Annotated in this window: 17 protein-coding genes; 11 read left to right on the top strand and 6 right to left on the bottom strand. The window is 48.2% G+C overall.

The features are described 5' to 3' along the window. Positions 1-66 precede the first annotated feature (66 nt). The 4 genes from DXA74_RS05750 to DXA74_RS05735 form a co-directional block, all read right to left on the bottom strand. The gene (locus DXA74_RS05750) at positions 67-441 is read right to left on the bottom strand and encodes a hypothetical protein (RefSeq protein WP_118525826.1); all 375 of its coding nucleotides are present in this window, start codon (positions 439-441) and stop codon (positions 67-69) included. A gap of 511 nt (positions 442-952) precedes the next feature. After that, entirely contained in the window at positions 953-1,711 is a 759-nt protein-coding gene (locus DXA74_RS05745) for a succinate dehydrogenase/fumarate reductase iron-sulfur subunit (RefSeq protein WP_118525825.1), read from the bottom strand. 37 nt (positions 1,712-1,748) lie between these two features. Then, positions 1,749-3,731 (bottom strand): fumarate reductase/succinate dehydrogenase flavoprotein subunit, encoded by a 1,983-nt coding sequence (locus tag DXA74_RS05740; protein ID WP_118525824.1) that lies wholly within the window; start codon positions 3,729-3,731, stop codon positions 1,749-1,751. Between the two features lie 35 nt (positions 3,732-3,766). Beyond that, a complete protein-coding gene (locus DXA74_RS05735; protein ID WP_118525823.1) occupies positions 3,767-4,444 on the bottom strand; it encodes a succinate dehydrogenase cytochrome b subunit in 678 nt (225 codons plus the stop codon). Positions 4,445-4,612: 168 nt separating this feature from the next. Here DXA74_RS05735 and mnmG point away from each other — a divergent pair, with 168 nt between their 5' ends. The 6 genes from mnmG (at position 4,613) to deoC (ending at position 10,963) form a co-directional block, all read left to right on the top strand. Beyond that, positions 4,613-6,484: a tRNA uridine-5-carboxymethylaminomethyl(34) synthesis enzyme MnmG gene (gene mnmG / locus DXA74_RS05730; RefSeq protein WP_118525822.1), complete on the top strand. Its 1,872-nt coding sequence runs from the start codon at positions 4,613-4,615 to the stop codon at positions 6,482-6,484. 54 nt (positions 6,485-6,538) lie between these two features. Continuing rightward, positions 6,539-7,069, top strand: coding sequence for an adenine phosphoribosyltransferase (locus DXA74_RS05725; RefSeq protein WP_118525821.1), 531 nt, complete (start codon positions 6,539-6,541; stop codon positions 7,067-7,069). 53 nt (positions 7,070-7,122) lie between these two features. After that, on the top strand, positions 7,123-8,982 hold the full coding sequence (gene uvrC, locus DXA74_RS05720; protein ID WP_118525876.1) for an excinuclease ABC subunit UvrC: 1,860 nt from the start codon (positions 7,123-7,125) through the stop codon (positions 8,980-8,982). Positions 8,983-9,264: 282 nt separating this feature from the next. After that, positions 9,265-9,717, top strand: a complete 453-nt coding sequence (gene dtd, locus DXA74_RS05715) for a D-aminoacyl-tRNA deacylase (RefSeq protein WP_118525820.1) — start codon at positions 9,265-9,267, stop codon at positions 9,715-9,717. Positions 9,718-9,722: 5 nt separating this feature from the next. Continuing rightward, positions 9,723-10,046, top strand: coding sequence for a nucleotide pyrophosphohydrolase (locus DXA74_RS05710; protein WP_118525819.1), 324 nt, complete (start codon positions 9,723-9,725; stop codon positions 10,044-10,046). Between the two features lie 2 nt (positions 10,047-10,048). After that, positions 10,049-10,963 carry a deoxyribose-phosphate aldolase gene (deoC, locus tag DXA74_RS05705; RefSeq protein WP_118525818.1) on the top strand — a complete coding sequence of 305 codons (915 nt, stop codon included), beginning with the start codon at positions 10,049-10,051 and terminating at the stop codon, positions 10,961-10,963. A gap of 228 nt (positions 10,964-11,191) precedes the next feature. On the opposite strand, the gene DXA74_RS05700 is transcribed toward deoC, so the two are convergent. After that, positions 11,192-12,166, bottom strand: a complete 975-nt coding sequence (locus tag DXA74_RS05700) for a polyprenyl synthetase family protein (RefSeq protein WP_118525817.1) — start codon at positions 12,164-12,166, stop codon at positions 11,192-11,194. Between the two features lie 91 nt (positions 12,167-12,257). Here DXA74_RS05700 and polA point away from each other — a divergent pair, with 91 nt between their 5' ends. The 3 genes from polA (at position 12,258) to lgt (ending at position 17,100) form a co-directional block, all read left to right on the top strand. Further along, positions 12,258-15,026, top strand: coding sequence for a DNA polymerase I (polA, locus tag DXA74_RS05695; protein WP_118525816.1), 2,769 nt, complete (start codon positions 12,258-12,260; stop codon positions 15,024-15,026). A gap of 113 nt (positions 15,027-15,139) precedes the next feature. Next, positions 15,140-16,243 (top strand): redox-regulated ATPase YchF, encoded by a 1,104-nt coding sequence (gene ychF / locus DXA74_RS05690; RefSeq protein ID WP_118525815.1) that lies wholly within the window; start codon positions 15,140-15,142, stop codon positions 16,241-16,243. An 11-nt stretch (positions 16,244-16,254) separates the two neighbouring features. After that, positions 16,255-17,100 (top strand): prolipoprotein diacylglyceryl transferase, encoded by an 846-nt coding sequence (gene lgt, locus DXA74_RS05685; protein WP_118525814.1) that lies wholly within the window; start codon positions 16,255-16,257, stop codon positions 17,098-17,100. Positions 17,101-17,181: 81 nt separating this feature from the next. On the opposite strand, the gene DXA74_RS05680 is transcribed toward lgt, so the two are convergent. Continuing rightward, positions 17,182-18,063 (bottom strand): LysR substrate-binding domain-containing protein, encoded by an 882-nt coding sequence (locus DXA74_RS05680; RefSeq protein WP_118525813.1) that lies wholly within the window; start codon positions 18,061-18,063, stop codon positions 17,182-17,184. A 106-nt stretch (positions 18,064-18,169) separates the two neighbouring features. On the opposite strand from DXA74_RS05680, the gene DXA74_RS05675 reads away from it, so the two are divergent. Then, positions 18,170-18,607 (top strand): hypothetical protein, encoded by a 438-nt coding sequence (locus DXA74_RS05675; RefSeq protein ID WP_118525812.1) that lies wholly within the window; start codon positions 18,170-18,172, stop codon positions 18,605-18,607. 11 nt (positions 18,608-18,618) lie between these two features. Then, entirely contained in the window at positions 18,619-20,082 is a 1,464-nt protein-coding gene (locus DXA74_RS05670) for a catalase (RefSeq protein WP_118525811.1), read from the top strand. Positions 20,083-20,244 lie beyond the last annotated feature (162 nt).

Here is a 20,244-nt window from a genome sequence, read left to right as displayed (position 1 = left end):
TGATGGAAAACCTACAGAGTTATCAAAGTCATCCCCAAAGGTGATGTCTCCCAATCCGAAGTTCCTTTAAGGAACCTTCTTCTCATAGGTTTTCGAGTAGATGGTTTGGGTTGTCGAAATATTTCTAATACAGAAAGTATAACTGCCATGCCAGTCACAGGTGTCCAGTTTCGTTTCCACTTTCTGACAGGTCTGTAATACTTTCTGGTCGCAATCCTGAACTTTTCCTTCCATCTTGAATGTATTGTCATTAGTCCCCAAAGCTGCCTTATAGGCCGACTCAATGACTGCCAAATCTGAAAGGTCCGAACTTTGAACCGTATCAAATCCCATCGTATAACTGACTACACCGCTTTCTTCTTCCTCCGTAGAACAGGAGAACAACACAAGACTGAAGAAACTAACCCAAAAAATACAGAACAGGTTCTTTAATTTTCTCATAACACTTAAATAATTATTGGTTGATACTTACTTTTCAAGTAGGGTTGTTTTGCAAAAATAGAAAAATAATCTATGCCAAACGCATCACCTGTCTTTTTTAATTCCATTGGACCTAAATCCCGATGCAATCAAAATCTCCACCAAAAACAAATGATAACATCATAAAAAAACAAAGAGAATCTTTCTTCTAAAAGTAGGCTCTACATAAAAACTTTGCAAAGAACCATCATCGGAATCTGAAGTCTGGTAATCTCAAGATACCTTTAACCTTTTCAAAGATGTCAAATAAGACTCCTTGCGTTGATCATTGCAGAGTAAAAAAACAGATGGAAATGCCTGATAAAAGCCACTTATAAAAAACAAGGATTTTCTGCAAGAAGACGTGTAAATCATGAACTGAGAAAATCATCCCAGATACAATAAAAACAAAAAGCGGAACCACCGATTGGCGATTCCGCTTTCTTGTTATAAATAGATACTCAGAGGCATTTTCAGCCCCGTAGAGCACTGATTAGTCGTTCAACTTAGCCTTGATGAACTCACGGTTCAAACGGGCGATGTTGGCGATGCTTTCGTTCTTCGGACAAACAGCCTCACAAGCACGGGTGTTAGTACAGTTACCGAAGCCCAGCTCGTCCATCTTAGCGATCATGGCCTTAGCACGACGTGCAGCTTCAGGACGTCCCTGTGGCAACAGAGCCAGCTGGCTTACCTTAGAAGAAACGAACAACATAGCTGAACCGTTCTTACATGCAGCAACACAAGCACCACAACCGATACAGCTTGCGCAGTCCATAGCCTCGTCAGCGTTCTGCTTCGGAATCAGGATTGCATTAGCATCCTGTGGCTGTCCGGCACGCAGAGTTACATAACCACCGGCCTGCATGATCTTATCAAATGCTGTACGGTCTACCATACAGTCCTTAATTACCGGGAAACCGGCAGAGCGCCATGGCTCAACAGTAATGGTATCACCATCGTTGAACTTACGCATATACAACTGACAAGTTGTAGCACCGCGCTCAGTCTTACCGTGTGGAGTACCGTTGATGTACAGAGAGCACATACCGCAGATACCCTCGCGGCAGTCGTGGTCAAATACGAATGGCTCCTTGCCTTCCTCAACCAACTGCTCGTTCAGAATGTCGAGCATTTCCAGGAATGAAGTGTCGCCCGGAATATCTTTCATCTCGCGCTCGTCGAAGTGACCTTTATCTTTCGGTCCGTTCTGACGCCAATATCTAAGTTTAAATGAAATATTTTTTTCCATTGTTTTTGTCTTTAATAATCGTTGAACACACCGTTAATTAGCTCTTGTAGTTACGAGTCTGTACCTTGATTGCTTCGTAAACCAGAGGCTCTTTGTACAATACCGGAGCCTTGTCGTCAGAACCCTGATACTCCCAGCAAGCTACATAGAAGTAGTTCTCGTCATCACGCTTAGCCTCGCCTTCCTCGGTCTGGTACTCTTCACGGAAGTGACCACCACAAGACTCGTTACGGTTCAATGCATCGTAAGCGATCAACTCACCCATAGTGATGAAGTCGTTCAAACGGATAGCCTTCTCCAACTCAACGTTTACACCTTCCTTAGAACCCGGAACGAACAGGTTAGTTTCGAATTCCTTGCGGATCTCTTTCAGGCAAACCAAAGCAGTTTTCAAGCCTTCTTCTGTACGGCCCATACCTACGTACTCCCACATGATGTGACCCAGTTCCTTGTGGATAGAATCAACAGAACGCTTACCGTGGATACCCATCAGGTGATCGATACGACTCTGTACGTCTTTCTCTGCAGCTGCGAACTCAGGCAGATCGGTAGAGAAACGAGGAACAGTGATCTGGTCAGCCAGATAGTTCTGGATGGTGTAAGGCAATACGAAGTAACCGTCAGCCAATCCCTGCATCAATGCAGAAGCACCCAAGCGGTTTGCTCCGTGGTCTGAGAAGTTACACTCACCGATAGCGAACAGACCCTTGATTGAAGTCTGCAACTCATAGTCTACCCAGATACCACCCATTGTATAGTGGATAGCCGGATAAATCATCATTGGGTTGTAGTACTTCACACCGTTGATTTCCTTAGCCAACTCACCTGGATTTACGTCGGTGATCTCTTCGTACATATCGAACAGGTTACCATAACGCTGCAATACAACGTCGATACCCAGACGCTCGATACTTTCTGAGAAGTCGAGGAATACAGCCAAACCGGTGTTGTTTACGCCGAAGCCCTTATCGCAACGCTCTTTGGCAGCACGTGAAGCCACGTCACGAGGAACCAAGTTACCGAATGCCGGATAACGACGCTCCAAGTAGTAGTCACGATCCTCTTCCGGAATATCGCTACCCTTCTTGGTACCAGCCTGCAATGCCTTGGCATCTTCGATCTTCTTAGGAACCCAGATACGACCGTCGTTACGCAGAGACTCAGACATCAAAGTCAGCTTAGACTGCTTGTCTCCGTGTACCGGAATACAAGTCGGGTGGATCTGAACGTAAGCAGGGTTAGCAAACCAAGCACCCTTACGGTAGCACTGCATAGCGGCAGAACAGTTACATCCCATAGCGTTAGTAGAAAGGAAGTAAGTGTTTCCATAACCACCGGTTGCGATAACTACTGCGTGAGCAGCGAAACGCTCCAGCTTACCAGTTACCAGGTTACGAGCGATGATACCGCGAGCACGGCCGTCGATCATAACCAGATCCATCATCTCATAACGAGTATACAGCTTAACTGTACCAGCGTTTACCTGGCAGCTCAATGAAGAGTAAGCACCCAACAGCAACTGCTGACCAGTCTGACCCTTTGCATAGAAAGTACGAGATACCTGAGCACCACCGAATGAACGGTTAGCCAACATACCGCCGTATTCGCGAGCGAAAGGAACACCCTGAGCCACGCACTGGTCGATGATGGCGTTAGAAACCTCAGCCAAACGATAAACGTTAGCTTCACGAGCACGGTAGTCACCACCCTTTACTGTATCGTAGAACAAACGATAAACAGAGTCACCGTCGTTCTGATAGTTCTTGGCAGCATTGATACCACCCTGAGCAGCGATAGAGTGAGCACGACGAGGAGAGTCCTGAATACAGAAGTTGAATACACGGAATCCCATCTCACCCAATGAAGCGGCAGCAGAAGCTCCGGCCAGACCGGTACCTACTACGATGATGTCCAAGCGACGCTTGTTAGCCGGGTTCACCAATTTCTGATGAGCTTTATAGTTGGTCCATTTCTCAGCTATTGGACCTTCAGGTATTTTTGAATCGATTATCTTAGTCATAATACTTTTTCTATTTAATGATTCGTGAAATTTAATTAGCAGCAGCTACCGCAAAAAGAGAAATACAAAGCTACTACAAGGAACATCAGCATGATTACTGTTGCATAGATGTTACCGATAACCTTCCAACGGTTGAACCAGATCTTACCATTCCAACCCAAAGTGTGGATAGCACTCCAGAAACCATGAGTCAAGTGGAACCAGATAGCGAACAACCAGATTACATACAATACAGTGTAAACCGGATTGCTGAAGGTCTGCACGATGTATCCGTAACCGTCTGTTGCATGAATGCCACCCAGGTAAGGATCACCCAACAACTCGGCAAACATCATGTTGTACCAGAAGTTGTACAAGTGCAGGAGCATACCCAAAACTACGATCACACCCAGGGCCAACATGTTCTGTGAAGCCCACTCTACCTTTTCAGGTTTTGCAGTAACATCGTAACGGTTGTTACCGCGGGCACGACGGTTCTGGATAGTCAGCCAGAACGCATAAATAATATGAATCACTACCAAGGCAGCCAAACCGATGGTTGCAGCTACTGCATACCAGTTTGCGCCCAGGAATTCACAAATCATGTTGTAGCCTTCTGCAGAGAACAGTGCCACAACGTTCATTGACGCATGGAACGTCAAGAACAGGACCAGGGCAATACCAGTTACTGACATCACAACCTTACGTCCAATAGATGAATCACATAACCACATAAATGATTGAAATTAAATTATTTAAAAATTAAATTAAGAAAATAGTATACTTGGTACACTTTTAATAAGATGCAAATTTAATCTAAATCCGTGATTGCACAAAAGAAATATCCAATATATTCCTAAAAATACATTACTTTTGCAAACACTAAAAACATCTCTTTAATAATGGATTTTAAATACGACGTAATTGTTATCGGAGCAGGACACGCCGGATGCGAAGCCGCCGCTGCCGCTGCCAATATCGGTGCCAAGACTTGTCTCATTACCATGGACATGAACAAGATTGCACAGATGAGTTGTAACCCGGCTGTCGGTGGCATTGCGAAAGGTCAGATTGTACGCGAAGTGGATGCCCTGGGAGGCTTCATGGGTATCGTAACCGATCGCAGCTCCATTCAGTTCAGAATGCTGAACCGTTCCAAGGGACCGGCCATGTGGAGCCCCCGCGCCCAATGCGACCGCGGCAAGTTTATCTGGAACTGGAGAGAGATTCTGGAGAACACACCCAACCTGCACATCTGGCAGGACCAGGTGAAAGAACTCATCGTAGAAGACAAAGAGGTCAAAGGAGTGCGCACCTACTTTGATCTGACCATTCAAGCCAAATGTGTGGTGCTGACTGCCGGAACATTCCTCAACGGACTGATGCACATCGGACGGACACAAATCCCGGGAGGACGCGTGGCCGAACCGGCTTCTTATCACCTGACCGAATCCATCACACGCCACGGCATCACTGCCGGAAGAATGAAAACCGGTACTCCCGTACGTATCGACGGACGAAGTGTTCATTTCGAGGATATGACCATACAAGAGGGAGAACACGACTTTCACCGTTTCTCTTTCATGGAAGAAGAGCGGAAATTAAAACAGCTCACCTGTTGGACCTGCTACACGACCCCCGAGGTGCACGATGTGCTCCGCAGCGGACTTGCCGACTCTCCTTTATACAACGGACAGATTCAAAGTATCGGTCCGAGATATTGCCCGAGCATTGAAACCAAAATCGTCACCTTTGCCGAACGGGAGCAGCACCAGCTGTTTCTGGAGCCGGAAGGCGAGACCACTCAGGAATATTATCTGAACGGTTTTTCATCCAGCCTGCCTCTGGATATTCAGATCCAGGCCTTGAAAAAGATTCCGGCTTTCCGCGACCTGGTTGTATACCGCCCGGGATATGCCATCGAGTATGACTTCTTTGATCCAACCCAACTGGAACATACCCTGGAATCGAAAATCATTTCGGGACTCTATTTCGCCGGACAGGTGAACGGAACGACCGGATACGAGGAGGCCGCCGGACAGGGTATCGTAGCCGGTATCAATGCCGCCTTGAAATGTGGCGGATCGGATCCGTTCATCATGCACCGCGATGAATCGTACATCGGTGTTCTGATTGACGACTTGGTCACCAAGGGAGTGGACGAACCTTACCGTATGTTCACCTCAAGAGCCGAGTACCGCATCTTGCTCCGTCAGGATGATGCCGACGCCCGACTCACGGAAGTGGCCTACAAGATGGGACTGGCCGGATCGGCACGTTACCAGAACTGGATGCGCAAGAAAGAGAAGATCGAAGAGATTATCCGTTTCTGCGAAAACTTCTCTTTGAAACCGGCACTCATCAACGCCGGCCTCGAAGCGCTCGGCTCTACTCCACTGCGCTACGGTTGCAAACTGTTTGACGTGATCAATCGTCCTCAGATCACACTGCTCAACATTGCTCCTTATATCGAACCGTTGCAGCATCTGCTCGACAGCATCACCGAACGCCGCGAGGAAATTATCGAGGCTGCCGAAATCAAGATGAAGTATCACGGATACATAGCCCGCGAGAAAGTCATCGCCGACAAGATGCAGCGTTTGGAGAGCATCAAGATTCGCGGACGCTTTGACTACGCAAGCATGAACTCACTCTCCACCGAAGCCCGTCAGAAGCTGAGCAAAATCAACCCCGAGACCCTGGCTCAGGCCGGCAGAATTCCGGGAGTTTCCCCAAGCGACATCAACGTTCTGCTCGTTCTTCTGGGAAGATAAAATGCAGGTTTCACGTGAAACATTACTTAAACAAACAAACCTAATTGATTGTATATGAATAACGAAACATTAATAAAAAACTTGAGAAACATCCCCGATTTCCCAATCCCGGGCATTCAGTTCAAGGATGTGTCTACCCTCTTCAAGAATCCCAAGTGCATGAAGATTATGGTCAACGAAGTGTATGACCTTTATAAGGACAAAGGGATTACCAAAGTAGTCGGCATCGAGTCGCGCGGATTCATTCTGGGTGCCGCCGCTGCCGTAAAATTGAACGCAGGATTTGTGCTCGCCCGCAAGCCGGGAAAGCTTCCGGCCGAGACCATCAGCGAAAGCTATATGAAGGAATACGGCAAGGACACCATCGAAATCCATAAGGATGCCATCGACGAAAACGATGTGGTTTTGATTCATGACGACCTGCTCGCAACGGGCGGCTCCATGAAAGCGGTATACAATCTCGTGCAGAAATTCCACCCCAAAAAGATCTACATAAACTTCATCATCGAACTGACCGGAGAGGGTCTGAACGGAAGAGAAACTTTCGATCCGGATACGGAAATCACGACGCTCATCAAAATCTAGGAACAAAGGCTGTGGCAATCCACAGCCTTATTTTTTACAGGAGACGAATGGATATGACGCAAGAAGAAAAAGAAAAAACCGACAGCTATCTGAAGAACATTGTGCTGAATCTTCCGGAATGTCCGGGTTGCTACCAATACCTCAATGAGCAGAACGAAATCATCTATGTGGGTAAGGCGCGCAATCTGAAACGACGGGTGTATTCTTATTTCAGCAAAGAGCATGACAACCGGAAGACCGCCATGCTGGTCAAAAAAATCCGGGACATCAAATACATCGTGGTCAAGACAGAGGAGGATGCCCTGCTGCTCGAAAACAATCTGATCAAACGCTACAAGCCACGCTACAATGTATTGCTGAAAGACGACAAGACCTACCCGTCCATCTGCATCACGAACGAATACTTTCCGCGCATCTTCAAGACCCGCCAGTTGAATCATAAGGGCTATACTTACTTCGGTCCCTACAGCCATATCCCCACGTTGAACAGTCTGCTCGAAGTGATTGCCAAACTGTATCCGCTGCGCACCTGTTCCCTGCCCCTTTCGCCCGAATCAATCGAAAAAGGGAAATACAAAGTGTGTCTGGAATACCACATCAAGAACTGTCTGGGACCCTGCGTCGGCAACATCTCCGTGGAGCAATACATGAAGTATATTCAGGAAGCCAAAGAAATTCTGAAAGGCAACACCGCCGAACTCTGCCGCCAGATGCTGGAAGAGATGCAGACACTGGCTCAGGAGATGCGCTTTGAAGAAGCACAGGTCATCAAACAGAAATATATGCTGCTGGAGAACTACCGCAGCAAGAGTGAGATTGTGAGCCGCACCCTGCACCGCATTGATGTGTTCAGCATCGAAACCGACGATAAGGCGGCCTACATCAACTACCTGCACGTAAGCAACGGAAGCATCAATCAGGCTTTCACCTTTGAGTTCAAAAAGCGGCTTAACGAGACCGACGAGGAACTGCTGTCGCTCGGTATCATTGAAATGAGAGAACGCTACAAGAACGATTCGCGTGAGATTATCGTGCCGTTTGAGATTTACTTGAATCTGGAAAATGTCATCTTCACCGTGCCGCAACGGGGCGAAAAAAGAAAGTTGCTGGACCTGTCGCTGCTCAACGTAAAGCAATATAAAGCCGACCGCATGAAACAGGAGGAGAAGCTGAATCCCGAACAGAGAAGCATGCGCCTGATGAAGGAAATCCAGGACAGCCTGAAACTGCCAAAACTGCCCATGCGCATCGAATGCTTCGACAACTCGAATATCTCCGGAACGGATGCCGTGGCTGCGTGTGTGGTATTTCAGAAGTGCAAGCCCAGCAAGAAGGACTACCGCAAATATATCATCAAGACCGTAGAAGGTCCGGACGATTACGCTTCGATGAAAGAGGTGGTGTTCCGCAAATATCAAAGAGCCGTACAGGAGGAAACACCCCTGCCCGACCTGATCATTACCGACGGTGGCAAGGGACAGATGGAAGCCGTACGCCAGGTTATCCAGGACCAGTTGCATCTGGACATTCCGATTGCCGGACTGGCCAAAGACGACAAGCACCGCACGAACGAGCTGCTCTACGGATTTCCGGCGGCCACCATCAGCATGAAGGTAGACAGTCCCCTGTTCCGTCTGCTCACACAGATTCAGGACGAAGTGCACCGCTTTGCCATCACCTTCCACAGAGACAAGCGCAGCAAGCATCAGATAGCCTCGGAACTGGATTCCATCAAAGGCATCGGCGAAGCCACCAAAAGCACGTTGCTGAAACATTTCCGCAGTGTGAAGCGCATCAAAGAAGCCGAAGAAAGCGAACTCATCGCCCTCGTGGGTGCCGCCAAAACCCGCATCCTGCGCGAAGCGTTCGGCCTAACCGGAGCAAACAGTCAGCCGACTCCGTCCGGAGAATGATTCATTTAAAGGAATCATGTCTTCGGAAAAATACTGTCTGCACGGCCCTCTACCCATCGAAGTAATATACGAAAGGCAGAGACCAAAAAGCAAAACAGCCTTTCCGCTTCAACAAATACACAAGGCGCAACCAGGCTCCTATCCCTGCGGACAAGAGTATAAAACGAAGCAAATCTTTAAAGGAATATAAAAGGAGAAGCAGCGCCGCACAAAAGCAAAGAGGCCGCTTGCATATCTCCCATTTTTTCACGAATATTGTAATTATAAGTTTTTCAAAACCCCATGAGAGTAGTTATACAAAGAGTAAAACATGCGTCGGTCACCATCGACGGAAACTGCAAATCATCCATCCAGAAAGGCTATCTCATCCTGCTCGGAATTGAGAATGCCGACACGCAGGAAGACATCAGCTGGCTCTGCAAGAAGATCATCGGACTGCGCGTTTTTGACGACGAAAACGGCGTGATGAACAAAAACATTCTGGATGCTCAGGGCGACATCATCGTGGTGAGTCAGTTCACCCTGATGGCCTCCTACAAGAAAGGAAACCGCCCTTCGTACATCCGTGCCGCAGGTCACGAAATCGCCATTCCGCTCTACGAACAGTTCTGTGCGGCTTTGAGCGCAGAATTGGGCAAACCGGTACAGACGGGCGAATTCGGAGCTGATATGAAGGTGGAACTGCTGAACGACGGTCCGGTGACCATCTGCATGGACACTAAAAACAAAGAATAATTCCTATGACCATTCAAGAAGCACAACAAGCCGTAGACCGCTGGATCAAGGAATACGGCGTACGGTATTTCAGTGAGCTGACCAACATGGCCTGCCTCACCGAAGAAGTGGGCGAACTGGCCCGCGTCATGGCCCGGAAATACGGCGACCAGTCCTTTAAAGCCGGAGAGAAAGAGAATCTCGATGAAGAAATGGCCGATGTGCTCTGGGTACTGATCTGCCTGGCCAACCAGACCGGAGTGAACCTGGAGGAAGCCTTGAAAAAGAGCATCGAGAAGAAAACCAGCCGTGACAAAGAACGACATAAAAACAATTCCAAACTATATTAGTTATGAAACCATACGAAGATTTTGAGCAGGATCAGGAAAGCAAATATCTGCAAGCCCTGGATCAGTACAACACCTCTATCAAGGATGAGGATGTAAAAAAGGCGGTAGAGAAACTGATTGCCGAACGAGTGCCGGAAAACGACACCAAGGAAGTAAAGAAGTTCCTCCTGGGCAGCGTGGAGCTCACCACCCTGAAGACCACAGACAGCGACGAAAGCGTCCTGAAGTTTACCGAAAAGGTGAATGAGTTTGAAGAGAAATATCCCGATCTGCCACACGTAGCCACCATCTGTGTGTACCCGTGCTTTGCCTCAATCGTGAGCAAATCGCTCGAAGTGGAAGGTGTAGAAGTGGCCTGCGTTTCGGGCAGCTTCCCTTCTTCACAGGCACTCTTGGAGATCAAAATCGCCGAAACAGCACTGGCTCTGAAAGACGGAGCTACAGAGATTGACATGGTAATGTCGGTAGGTAAATTCCTGAGCGGAGATTACGAAACCGTATGCGACGAAATCAGCGAAATGAAGGCTACCTGCGGCGATCATAAACTGAAGGTGATTCTCGAAACCGGTTGCCTGAAAACCGCGGAGAATATCAAAAAAGCCTCTATCCTATCCATGTATGCGGGCGCCGACTACATCAAGACCTCTACCGGTAAGGAATCGCCGGCAGCTACTCCGGAAGCTGCTTATGTGATGTGCCAGGCCATCAAGGAATATTACGAGAAAACCGGCATTCAGATCGGATTCAAGCCCGCCGGAGGCATGAACACGGTGCACGATGCTCTGGTATATTACACCATCGTAAAAGAGGTTCTCGGCGAAAAATGGCTCACCAACCAGTGGCTCCGTCTGGGCACCAGCCGTCTGGCCAACCAGTTGCTGAGCGATATTCTGGACGAAGAAGTGAAGTTCTTCTAACCGCAATCAGAAGCGCCTGAAGGAAGAGAAAAACCGCCATGAGCGGCCGTCTGCCGGAGCACCTCGCAGGAGCAAATGCAGCTGCACCGGAAGGCAGAAAAAAATCATCAGGATGATTTTCTGAAATCATCGAAATCATTTTTCAAATTCATCAGGATGATTTTTCTCAAAAAGAATAAGGGCTGCACCGTGCATTACGGTGCAGCCCTTATTCTTTTATATCGGGTTTTACGAAACGCGCTTCAAAACAAAATCCAGATACAGGCGCAAAGCTTCATTAACAGCTTCGTCCCCTCCTTCACCCACCAGTTCAAAGGCGGTCTGACGAATCTCATCCATCTTGCGGCGAGCGTAATCAATGCCGCCCGATGCTTTGGTAAACTCCACCAAAGCCGCAATTTCCTCGTCATTCGCGATTCGGGAACGTACCTTATAGGCCAGCTGCTTCCACTCATCAGCTCCGGACTGCAATACGGCATAAATCACCGGTAAAGTGAGTTTTCCCTCTTTCATATCATTTCCGGTCGGTTTTCCTACTTCCTGATCCGTATAATAATCAAAGATGTCATCACGGATCTGGAAACACAAACCGATATATTCTCCAAACTGACGGGCCTGCTCTATCTGCTCCTCAGAACCGCCGGCCAGCATGGCACCAATCTGCGCACTGACGGCAAACAACGATGCTGTTTTTTTACGGATTACTTCGAAATACTGCTCTTCGGAGATCTCTTCGGACTGGATATTGGCCAGCTGTTGCAATTCCCCGTCAGACAGTGCCTGTCCTAACCAGGAAATCAGCTCCACTACCCGGATATTTCCGGTCAGCGCGGCATGTTTCAAGGCCGTAGAGAGCATATAGTCGCCCACGAGCACAGCCGCCTTGTTGTCCAATAAGGCATTGACAGACTTCTGTCCGCGCCGCTCGGCACTCTCGTCCACAACATCGTCGTGCACCAGACTGGCCGTATGGAGCATCTCCAGGCTCACTGCTGCATGCAAAGCCTGATCCGTTACCGCACCGCACTTTTTGGCGGCCAGAAACAACAATATGGGACGCATCATCTTCCCCTTGCGCCCCAGAACGTGGCGCAGAGCTGTCTCCAAAAGAGGATTCCGGTGCTGCAAAGTAAAATCAAACAGATTCTTGAATGACTCAAGTTCTGCTTCAATCGGTTTTCTGATCTGTGATAAAACGTCCATATAATCGGCTAATTTATAACCACAAAATTACATAAAAATCAAAAGCAACTCATATTTTTTATGTAATTTTACGGAGAAATATATCAATAATATGGAGAAATTATTCTTATTGGATGCCTATGCTTTAATTTACAGAGCATATTACGCTTTTATAAAAAATCCCCGTATCAATTCCAAAGGTCTCAACACATCGGCCATCCTGGGCTTTGTCAACACGCTGGAGGAAGTGCTCACCAAAGAGCAGCCTTCGCACATCGGCATTGCCTTCGACCCTGCCGGACCTACTTTCCGACACGAAGCCTATGAGCAATATAAGGCGCAGCGCGAAGAAACTCCCGAAGGAATACGCGCTGCTGTACCGTATATAAAGGACATCATCCGCGCATATCGAATCCCAATTCTGGAGGTTTCGGGCTACGAAGCCGACGATGTTATCGGTACGCTGGCACGCCAGGCTGACGCCCGCGGAGTGGATACTTTCATGATGACTCCGGACAAGGACTACGGACAGCTGGTGACTGAACACGTAAAAATGTACCGCCCGAAATACGGCGACAAGGAATTCGAAGTGCTGGGCGTGGAAGAGGTGAAAGAGAAATACGGGCTCTCCTCGCCTACTCAGGTCATCGACATGCTGGGACTGATGGGCGACTCGGCCGACAACATTCCGGGCTGCCCGGGTGTGGGTGAGAAAACTGCCACCAAACTGATCCAGCAGTTCGGCAGCATCGAAAACCTGCTCGCCGGAACCGATCAGCTAAAAGGAGCCCTGAAGACCAAAATCGAAAACAACCGCGAACAAATTGAGTTCTCAAAATTCCTGGCCACCATCAAAACGGATGTGCCCATCGAACTCGACATGGAACAGTTGAAGAAAGAAGAGCCCGACGAGGAAAAACTACGCAGCCTGTTCGAAGAACTGGAATTCCGCACGCTGCTCGACCGAAAATTCAAAAAGGAGAATCCGCAGCCAGCACAGGACCTTTTTCAAGGCACTCTCTTTGCAGATTTTACGGCCAATTCCCCGGAAGAATCAAAAAATTCAAGTCTCACGAAGTATAATAAGGGTGATTTTGATTATCAACTCATTGATACAGAAGAGAAAAGAAAGGAAATTATTGATTTATTCTTTACAAACGATTTTCTCAGTCTAGATACGGAAACCACCGGAACAGACCCAATTTCGGCAAAACTCGTGGGTTTGAGCTTCAGCATCCGCGAAAATCAGGCATTTTATGTGCCGATACCACAAAATGATGAAGAAGCTCAAAAAATAGTTAATGAATTTAAACCAATTTATGAAAATGAAAAGATTCTAAAAATTGGTCAAAATATCAAATACGACCTGCTGGTGCTGCAAAACTATGGTGTGGAACTGAAAGGAAAGATTTTCGACACCATGATCGCTCACTATCTGCTCCAACCGGAACTGCATCATGGCATGGATTATCTGGCAGAAGTTTATCTGAACTACCAGACCATCCACATAGAGGAATTGATCGGCAGCAAGGGAAAGAACCAGAAGAATATGGCCGACCTCCCTCCTACTGCCGTGTATGAATATGCGTGCGAGGATGCCGATGTGACGCTCAAGCTGAAAAATGTGCTGGAGCCGCTGCTGAAGGAAAACGACTGCAACCGCCTGTTCTGGGAAATCGAAATGCCGCTGATGCCGGTACTGGCCTATATGGAACGTAACGGTGTATGTATCGACCGGGAGGGTTTGAAGGAAACATCTCGTCTCTATACCGAAGAGATGAACCGAATAGAAAAGGAAATCCACGAACTGGCCGGAACAGACTTTAATATCGCTTCGCCGAAACAGGTAGGCGAAGTGCTGTTCGACCGTCTGAAAATTGTAGACAAACCCAAGAAAACCAAAACAGGGCAGTATGTCACCTCAGAAGAGGTTTTGGAGAGTCTGCGCGCCAAACATCCGGTTGTGGAGAAGATCCTGGAACACCGCGGCCTGAAGAAACTGCTGGGTACTTATATTGATGCCCTGCCCAAACTGGTAAATCCGGTCACCGGCCACATACACACTTCATTCAATCAGACCATCACCACCACAGGACGTCTGAGCAGCAGCAACCCGAACTTGCAGAACATTCCCGTACGCAACGAGTATGGCAAGGAAATCCGCAAGGCGTTCATCCCCGAAGAAGGCTGCCTGTTCTTCTCGGCCGATTACTCACAGATCGAGCTGCGCATCATGGCGCATCTGAGCGGCGACGAACACATGATCGAGGCTTTCCGCAACGGACAGGACATTCATGCGGCTACTGCTGCCAAGATTTTCAAGAAAAGTCTGGAGGAAGTGACCAAAGAGGAAAGAAGCAAGGCAAAAACGGCCAATTTCGGCATCATATACGGCATCACGGCCTTCGGCCTAGCCGAACGTATGGGAGTGAGCCGTACGGAAGCCAAGGAGCTGATAGAAGGCTATTTCCAGACCTATCCCAAGGTGAAGGAATACATGAACCGAAGCATTGAGATGGCACGCGAAAAAGGATATACAGAGACCGTATACCACCGCAAATGCCATCTGCGCGACATCAACAGCCACAACGCTGTAGTGCGCGGCTATGCCGAACGTAACGCCATTAACTCTCCGATTCAGGGAAGCGCGGCCGATATCATCAAGATTGCCATGATCCGCATTTACCGCCGCTTCCGCGAAGAGCAGTTGCGCTCCAAGATGATCCTGCAGGTGCACGACGAATTGAACTTCAGTGTATACCCCGAAGAAAAGGAAAAAGTACAACAGATTGTCATCGAGGAAATGGAGAGTGCCTACTCCATGCTGGTACCTCTCGAAGCTGACTACGGATGGGGAAAAAACTGGCTCGAAGCCCATTGACAAAATGCTTCTCCGGCAGAAATACGGAGAAGCATTTTCTGTATACGGGATTTATTCTTAATTTTGCAAACTGTTTAGTAACAAAAGCATATCATTAAAAACAAAATAACATTATGGCATTAAAAGCAGGTATCGTAGGCCTCCCGAATGTGGGCAAGTCTACCCTATTCAATTGCTTGTCCAGCGCAAAGGCACAAGCAGCAAACTTCCCGTTCTGTACCATCGACGCCCAGCTGGGACAGATCTCCGTTCCCGATGAACGACTCACCAAGCTGGCCGAACTGATCAATCCGGACCGTATCGTACCGGCCACTTGTGAGATTGTGGACATCGCCGGATTGGTAAAGGGTGCCAGCAAGGGCGAAGGACTGGGTAACCAGTTCTTGGGTAACATCCGCGAAACGGATGCCATCATCCACGTGTTGAGATGTTTTGACAACGATAATATCGTGCATGTAGACGGTTCTGTAGACCCGGTGCGCGACAAGGAAATTATCGATACTGAGCTCCAGCTCAAGGACCTGGAAACCGTAGAGAACCGCATCAAGCGTGTAGAAAAGATTGCCAAAGTAGGTGGCGACAAGCAGGCAAAGATTGAATACGAAGTGTTGCTGAAGTATCAGGAAGCCCTGCTGAAAGGAAAATCAGCCCGTACCGTATCTTTCGACACCGATGAAGAAGTGGCAGCAGCCAAGAATCTGTTCCTGCTGACAACCAAACCGGTACTTTACGTGTGCAACGTAGACGACAAGTCTGCTGCCAACGGCAATAAATATGTAGAGGCAGTACGCGAGGCCATCAAGGACGAGAACGCGGAATTGCTGACCATCTCCGCACAGACTGAAGCGGACATCTCTGAGCTGGAAAGCTATGAAGAGAAACAGATGTTCCTGGAAGATATCGGTCTGAAAGAGTCCGGTTGCGACCGTCTGATCAAGGCAATCTATCATCTGCTCAACCTGCAGACTTACATCACTGCCGGAAAGATGGAGGTACGCGCCTGGACATTCCGTCGCGGATGGAAGGCTCCTCAGTGCGCCGGTGTCATCCACACAGACTTTGAAAAAGGCTTTATCCGCGCCGAAGTCATCAAGTATGAGGACTACATTAAGTATGGTTCAGAAACAGCCGTACGCGAGGCCGGAAAGATGAGCGTAGAGGGTAAAGACTACGTAGTGCAGGACGGCGACATCATGCACTTCCGCTTTAACGTATAATCCGCACAGCAATGACTGCCCTCCAGTATATTCTGTGGAATCCTCCGGTGGAGGCATTCCACATCGGCGGCCTCAGTATCCGCTGGTATTCCATCTGCTGGTGTCTGGGCCTTCTGGCCTGCTATGTGATTGTGCAGAAGCTCTACAAGAAGCAGAACCTTAAGGAAGAGTTGTTTGAGCCTCTCTTCTTTTACTGTTTCTTCGGTATCCTGATCGGTGCCCGCCTGGGCCACTGTCTGTTCTACGAGCCGGGATATTTCCTGAGCCATCCTCTGGAAATGATTTTGCCCATGCGCCACACCATGAACGGATGGGTGTTTACCGGCTACGAAGGGCTGGCCAGTCACGGAGGAACCCTCGGTCTGATGATTGCCCTTTGGCTTTATGTGCGCAAAACCAAAATCAACCTGATGCGTATTTTGGACAACATTGCCATAGCCACACCGATCTGTGCCTTCTTCATCCGTATGGGAAATCTGATGAATTCCGAAATTATCGGAGATCCTACTACAGTTCCCTGGGCTTTCATCTTTGAGCGTGTGGATATGCAACCGCGCCATCCGGGACAGCTGTACGAAGCACTCTGTTATCTGGCCTTTTTCTTCATTGGTCTGTACCTGTATAAGAAACGTCCGGAACAGGTGGGCAGCGGTTTCTTCTTCGGATTCTGCCTGACAACCATCTTTACCGCACGCTTCCTTTTAGAGTTTACAAAGGAAGTTCAGGAGGCTTTCGAAGCCAATATGCTGCTGAATATGGGTCAGTTGCTCAGCATTCCGTTCATCATTTTGGGAGTATATTGCATGGTGGGCGGCAAGCTCTGCCGCAAACTCGGTGAGCCGCAGTTCAGAAAATAATACTAGAAACTATATTCATATAGCCATATCCTGCATTTACGCGTTGGATATGGCTATATTTTTTTATCCAAGACCTCTCCCCTATCCTGCCGTTATTTCTTGCAGACAAGCGGCAAAAGCCAAAGCAGAATTCTTACGATAAATGCCCTGAGGCCAGAACAGATATGCCTTGGAAGCCGTCTGATCGGCACATAAAATCGGAATGCAAACCAGATCCGCTTCCCCATGAACTGCCGCTTCGCTCATGATTGTGGCCCATTTTCCTCCGGCAAGCATGTGCAGAATGGTGTGCACATCATTGATTTCAATACCGACCTGCAACTCCAATCCATGACGGCGGCAGATGGCATCGACTCTCTTACGCGTGGCAAATCCCCTCTCGGGCAAGATAAAAGTAAGCTGTTGCAGTTTTTTGAGCGTTATGGAAGAAAGTCCGGAGAAAGGGTGCGTACGATGCATGACCACAAAAAGATGCGAAGTAAACAAGGCTATCCGATCCATATCCCCCCACTCTTCTTCCGCATCAAAAGACAATACAAAATCCAGAGTATTACTCTTCAATCCCTCCATCATCTGTGCCGAAGTACCGATAGTAACCATGATTTTTACCTTGGGATGACTCTCGGCAAAGCGGTTCATGGCCGCAATCAGGAGAGGTACCAGGCTATGCGTGGCACCAATATGCAGAGTACCTGTCTCCACTCCTTTCAGGTCACGGATAATCTGCCGGCCGTCCTCGGCATCCTGTATGGATTTGCAGGCAAAAGGCAAAAAAGCCTTTCCGGCTTCCGTAGGTACAATTCTTTTGCCGATACGGTCAAAGAGCAACACATCCAGTTCATCCTCTAACTGCTTGATTTGCTGCGAAAGTGTGCTCTGAGAGATATGAAGCACCCGTGCGGCCTCGGAGAAATTCTGCAACTCGCAGGCCTCTTTAAAATATTTCAACTGTCTTAATTCCATCCCAACTTATCGTTTTCATCTATATGGCTTATCGAAAAATAGTGGTCTGCAAATATAATATATTTTTTGTACCCATTATACATTTGTGAAATTAACAATTGATAGGATGAAAGCAACCGTTGTCTATTACAGTCATAAAGGAAAAACGGTCGGTTACGCCCGCGAAATCGCCATGTATCTATGGTCTAAGGGATGGAATGTAAGCCTGAGTTCCCTATCCGACTTCAAGCCGGAACGCATTCGGGATACAGACTTGCTGATTACCGGATGCTGGACCTGCGGCTGGTTTGTCGTGGGGCAGCATCCGCACCGCACGTGGGTAGATCTGAGCCGACCGCTTGCCGGCATCATACCCGCAGAGCAGACTCTGTTTTTCACCACTTACAAGATTCACACGGGAAGCATGTTCCGAAAGATGAAGAAGGTGATGCAGATTCCCCGAGAAAGTCACTCTCCGGAACTGAAATCAAAAACCGGACGACTGACCGAGAAGGACAAACAGATTCTGGATCAATTTATTAGAAACAAGAGATTTAACTTTTAAAATGGAGTAATATGGAGAATAAAAAACTAACTAGCGCTTCTGGAGCACCAATAGCCGACAATCAGAATGTTGCCACTGCCGGACGCCGAGGTCCGATGCTTCTTCAGAATGTATGGTTCCTCGAAAAATTAGCTCACTTTGACCGCGAAGTCATTCCGGAAAGACGTATGCACGCCAAAGGTTCGGGCGCGTTTGGTACCTTTACCGTAACGCACGACATCACACGTTACACCAAAGCAGCCATTTTCTCGGAAATCGGAAAGAAAACCGAACTCTTTGTCCGCTTCTCTACCGTGGCCGGAGAACGTGGTGCAGCCGATGCGGAAAGAGATATCCGCGGCTTTGCCATCAAATTCTACACCGAGGAAGGAAACTGGGATCTGGTGGGCAACAACACCCCGGTATTCTTCCTGCGCGACCCGCTGAAATTCCCTGATTTGAATCATGCGGTGAAGCGGGATCCGCGTACCAACATGCGCAGCGCCCGCAATAACTGGGATTTCTGGACCTTATTGCCTGAAGCCCTTCATCAGGTAACCATCACCATGAGCGACCGCGGTATCCCTTATTCTTACCGTCACATGCATGGTTATGGCAGTCATACCTTCTCGTTTATCAACGCCGAAGGCGTACGTCATTGGGTGAAATTCCATCTGTTGACACAACAGGGCATCAAGAATCTCACAGACCAGGAAGCTGAAGCTCTGATCGGCAAGGATCGTGAAAGCCATCAGCGCGACTTGTTTGAAAGCATCGAAAAGGGAGATTTCCCAAAATGGAAGATGTATGTGCAGATTATGACCGAGGAGCAGGCCAAACAGATGCCTTACAACCCGTTTGATCTGACCAAGGTATGGTCGCAAAAAGAGTTCCCGTTGATAGAAGTTGGTATTCTGGAACTGAACCGTAACCCGGAGAATTATTTTGCAGATGTAGAGCAGGCGGCTTTCAATCCTGCTAATGTGGTACCGGGAATCGGCTTTTCACCCGACCGTATGCTGCAAGGCCGACTGTTCTCTTACGGAGATGCCCAACGTTATCGTTTGGGAGTGAACCACTATCAGATTCCGGTGAACCGCAGCCGTTGTCCTTTCCTGAATATGTATCACCGCGACGGACAGATGCGTGTGGACGGTAATCATGGTGGCACTTTAGGGTATGAACCGAACAGTTACGGAGAATGGAAAGACCAGAATGAGTATAAGGAGCCACCATTGGAACTGGATGGCAGCGCTTATCAGTGGGACTACCGTGAAGATGACTGTGACTACTATTCACAGCCCAGAGCCCTGTTCCGCCTGATGACTCCGGAGCAACAGCAGGTGCTGTTTGAGAACACCGCCCGCGCTATGGGAGATATTCCGGAAGAAATCAAACTCCGCCACATCAGCAACTGCCTGAAAGCCGATGAAAATTATGGTATGGGAGTGGCCCGCGCTTTGGGATTGGAACATTTAGTGAACAATATGAAATAACAAAGTGACTTTATCAGGAGGAAAAACAAGCCTCTACTCTTCAAAACAAAATCAGAAAAATCCATATCCGATAGCAAACGATCCGGATATGGATTTTTATTTATCTCTCAGAGAACATATATCCATTGTTTTATCTATTTGCAGCAAACAGTATGCTGAAAT

It is taken from the genome of Bacteroides sp. OF04-15BH (assembly GCF_003477995.1).
Classification (GTDB): Bacteria; Bacteroidota; Bacteroidia; order Bacteroidales; family Bacteroidaceae; genus Paraprevotella.
This window is presented reverse-complemented; position numbering and strand designations above follow the sequence as displayed.

Excerpts from the sequence above, each read along its gene's own strand:
- DXA74_RS05750 (WP_118525826.1), bottom strand. The coding sequence starts at position 441 with ATGAGAAAATTAAAGAACCTGTTCTGTATTTTTTGGGTTAGTTTCTTC.
- DXA74_RS05745 (WP_118525825.1), bottom strand. The coding sequence starts at position 1,711 with ATGGAAAAAAATATTTCATTTAAACTTAGATATTGGCGTCAGAACGGA.
- DXA74_RS05740 (WP_118525824.1), bottom strand. The coding sequence starts at position 3,731 with ATGACTAAGATAATCGATTCAAAAATACCTGAAGGTCCAATAGCTGAG.
- DXA74_RS05735 (WP_118525823.1), bottom strand. The coding sequence starts at position 4,444 with ATGTGGTTATGTGATTCATCTATTGGACGTAAGGTTGTGATGTCAGTA.
- mnmG (WP_118525822.1), top strand. The coding sequence starts at position 4,613 with ATGGATTTTAAATACGACGTAATTGTTATCGGAGCAGGACACGCCGGA.
- DXA74_RS05725 (WP_118525821.1), top strand. The coding sequence starts at position 6,539 with ATGAATAACGAAACATTAATAAAAAACTTGAGAAACATCCCCGATTTC.
- uvrC (WP_118525876.1), top strand. The coding sequence starts at position 7,123 with ATGACGCAAGAAGAAAAAGAAAAAACCGACAGCTATCTGAAGAACATT.
- dtd (WP_118525820.1), top strand. The coding sequence starts at position 9,265 with ATGAGAGTAGTTATACAAAGAGTAAAACATGCGTCGGTCACCATCGAC.
- DXA74_RS05710 (WP_118525819.1), top strand. The coding sequence starts at position 9,723 with ATGACCATTCAAGAAGCACAACAAGCCGTAGACCGCTGGATCAAGGAA.
- deoC (WP_118525818.1), top strand. The coding sequence starts at position 10,049 with ATGAAACCATACGAAGATTTTGAGCAGGATCAGGAAAGCAAATATCTG.
- DXA74_RS05700 (WP_118525817.1), bottom strand. The coding sequence starts at position 12,166 with ATGGACGTTTTATCACAGATCAGAAAACCGATTGAAGCAGAACTTGAG.
- polA (WP_118525816.1), top strand. The coding sequence starts at position 12,258 with ATGGAGAAATTATTCTTATTGGATGCCTATGCTTTAATTTACAGAGCA.
- ychF (WP_118525815.1), top strand. The coding sequence starts at position 15,140 with ATGGCATTAAAAGCAGGTATCGTAGGCCTCCCGAATGTGGGCAAGTCT.
- lgt (WP_118525814.1), top strand. The coding sequence starts at position 16,255 with ATGACTGCCCTCCAGTATATTCTGTGGAATCCTCCGGTGGAGGCATTC.
- DXA74_RS05680 (WP_118525813.1), bottom strand. The coding sequence starts at position 18,063 with ATGGAATTAAGACAGTTGAAATATTTTAAAGAGGCCTGCGAGTTGCAG.
- DXA74_RS05675 (WP_118525812.1), top strand. The coding sequence starts at position 18,170 with ATGAAAGCAACCGTTGTCTATTACAGTCATAAAGGAAAAACGGTCGGT.
- DXA74_RS05670 (WP_118525811.1), top strand. The coding sequence starts at position 18,619 with ATGGAGAATAAAAAACTAACTAGCGCTTCTGGAGCACCAATAGCCGAC.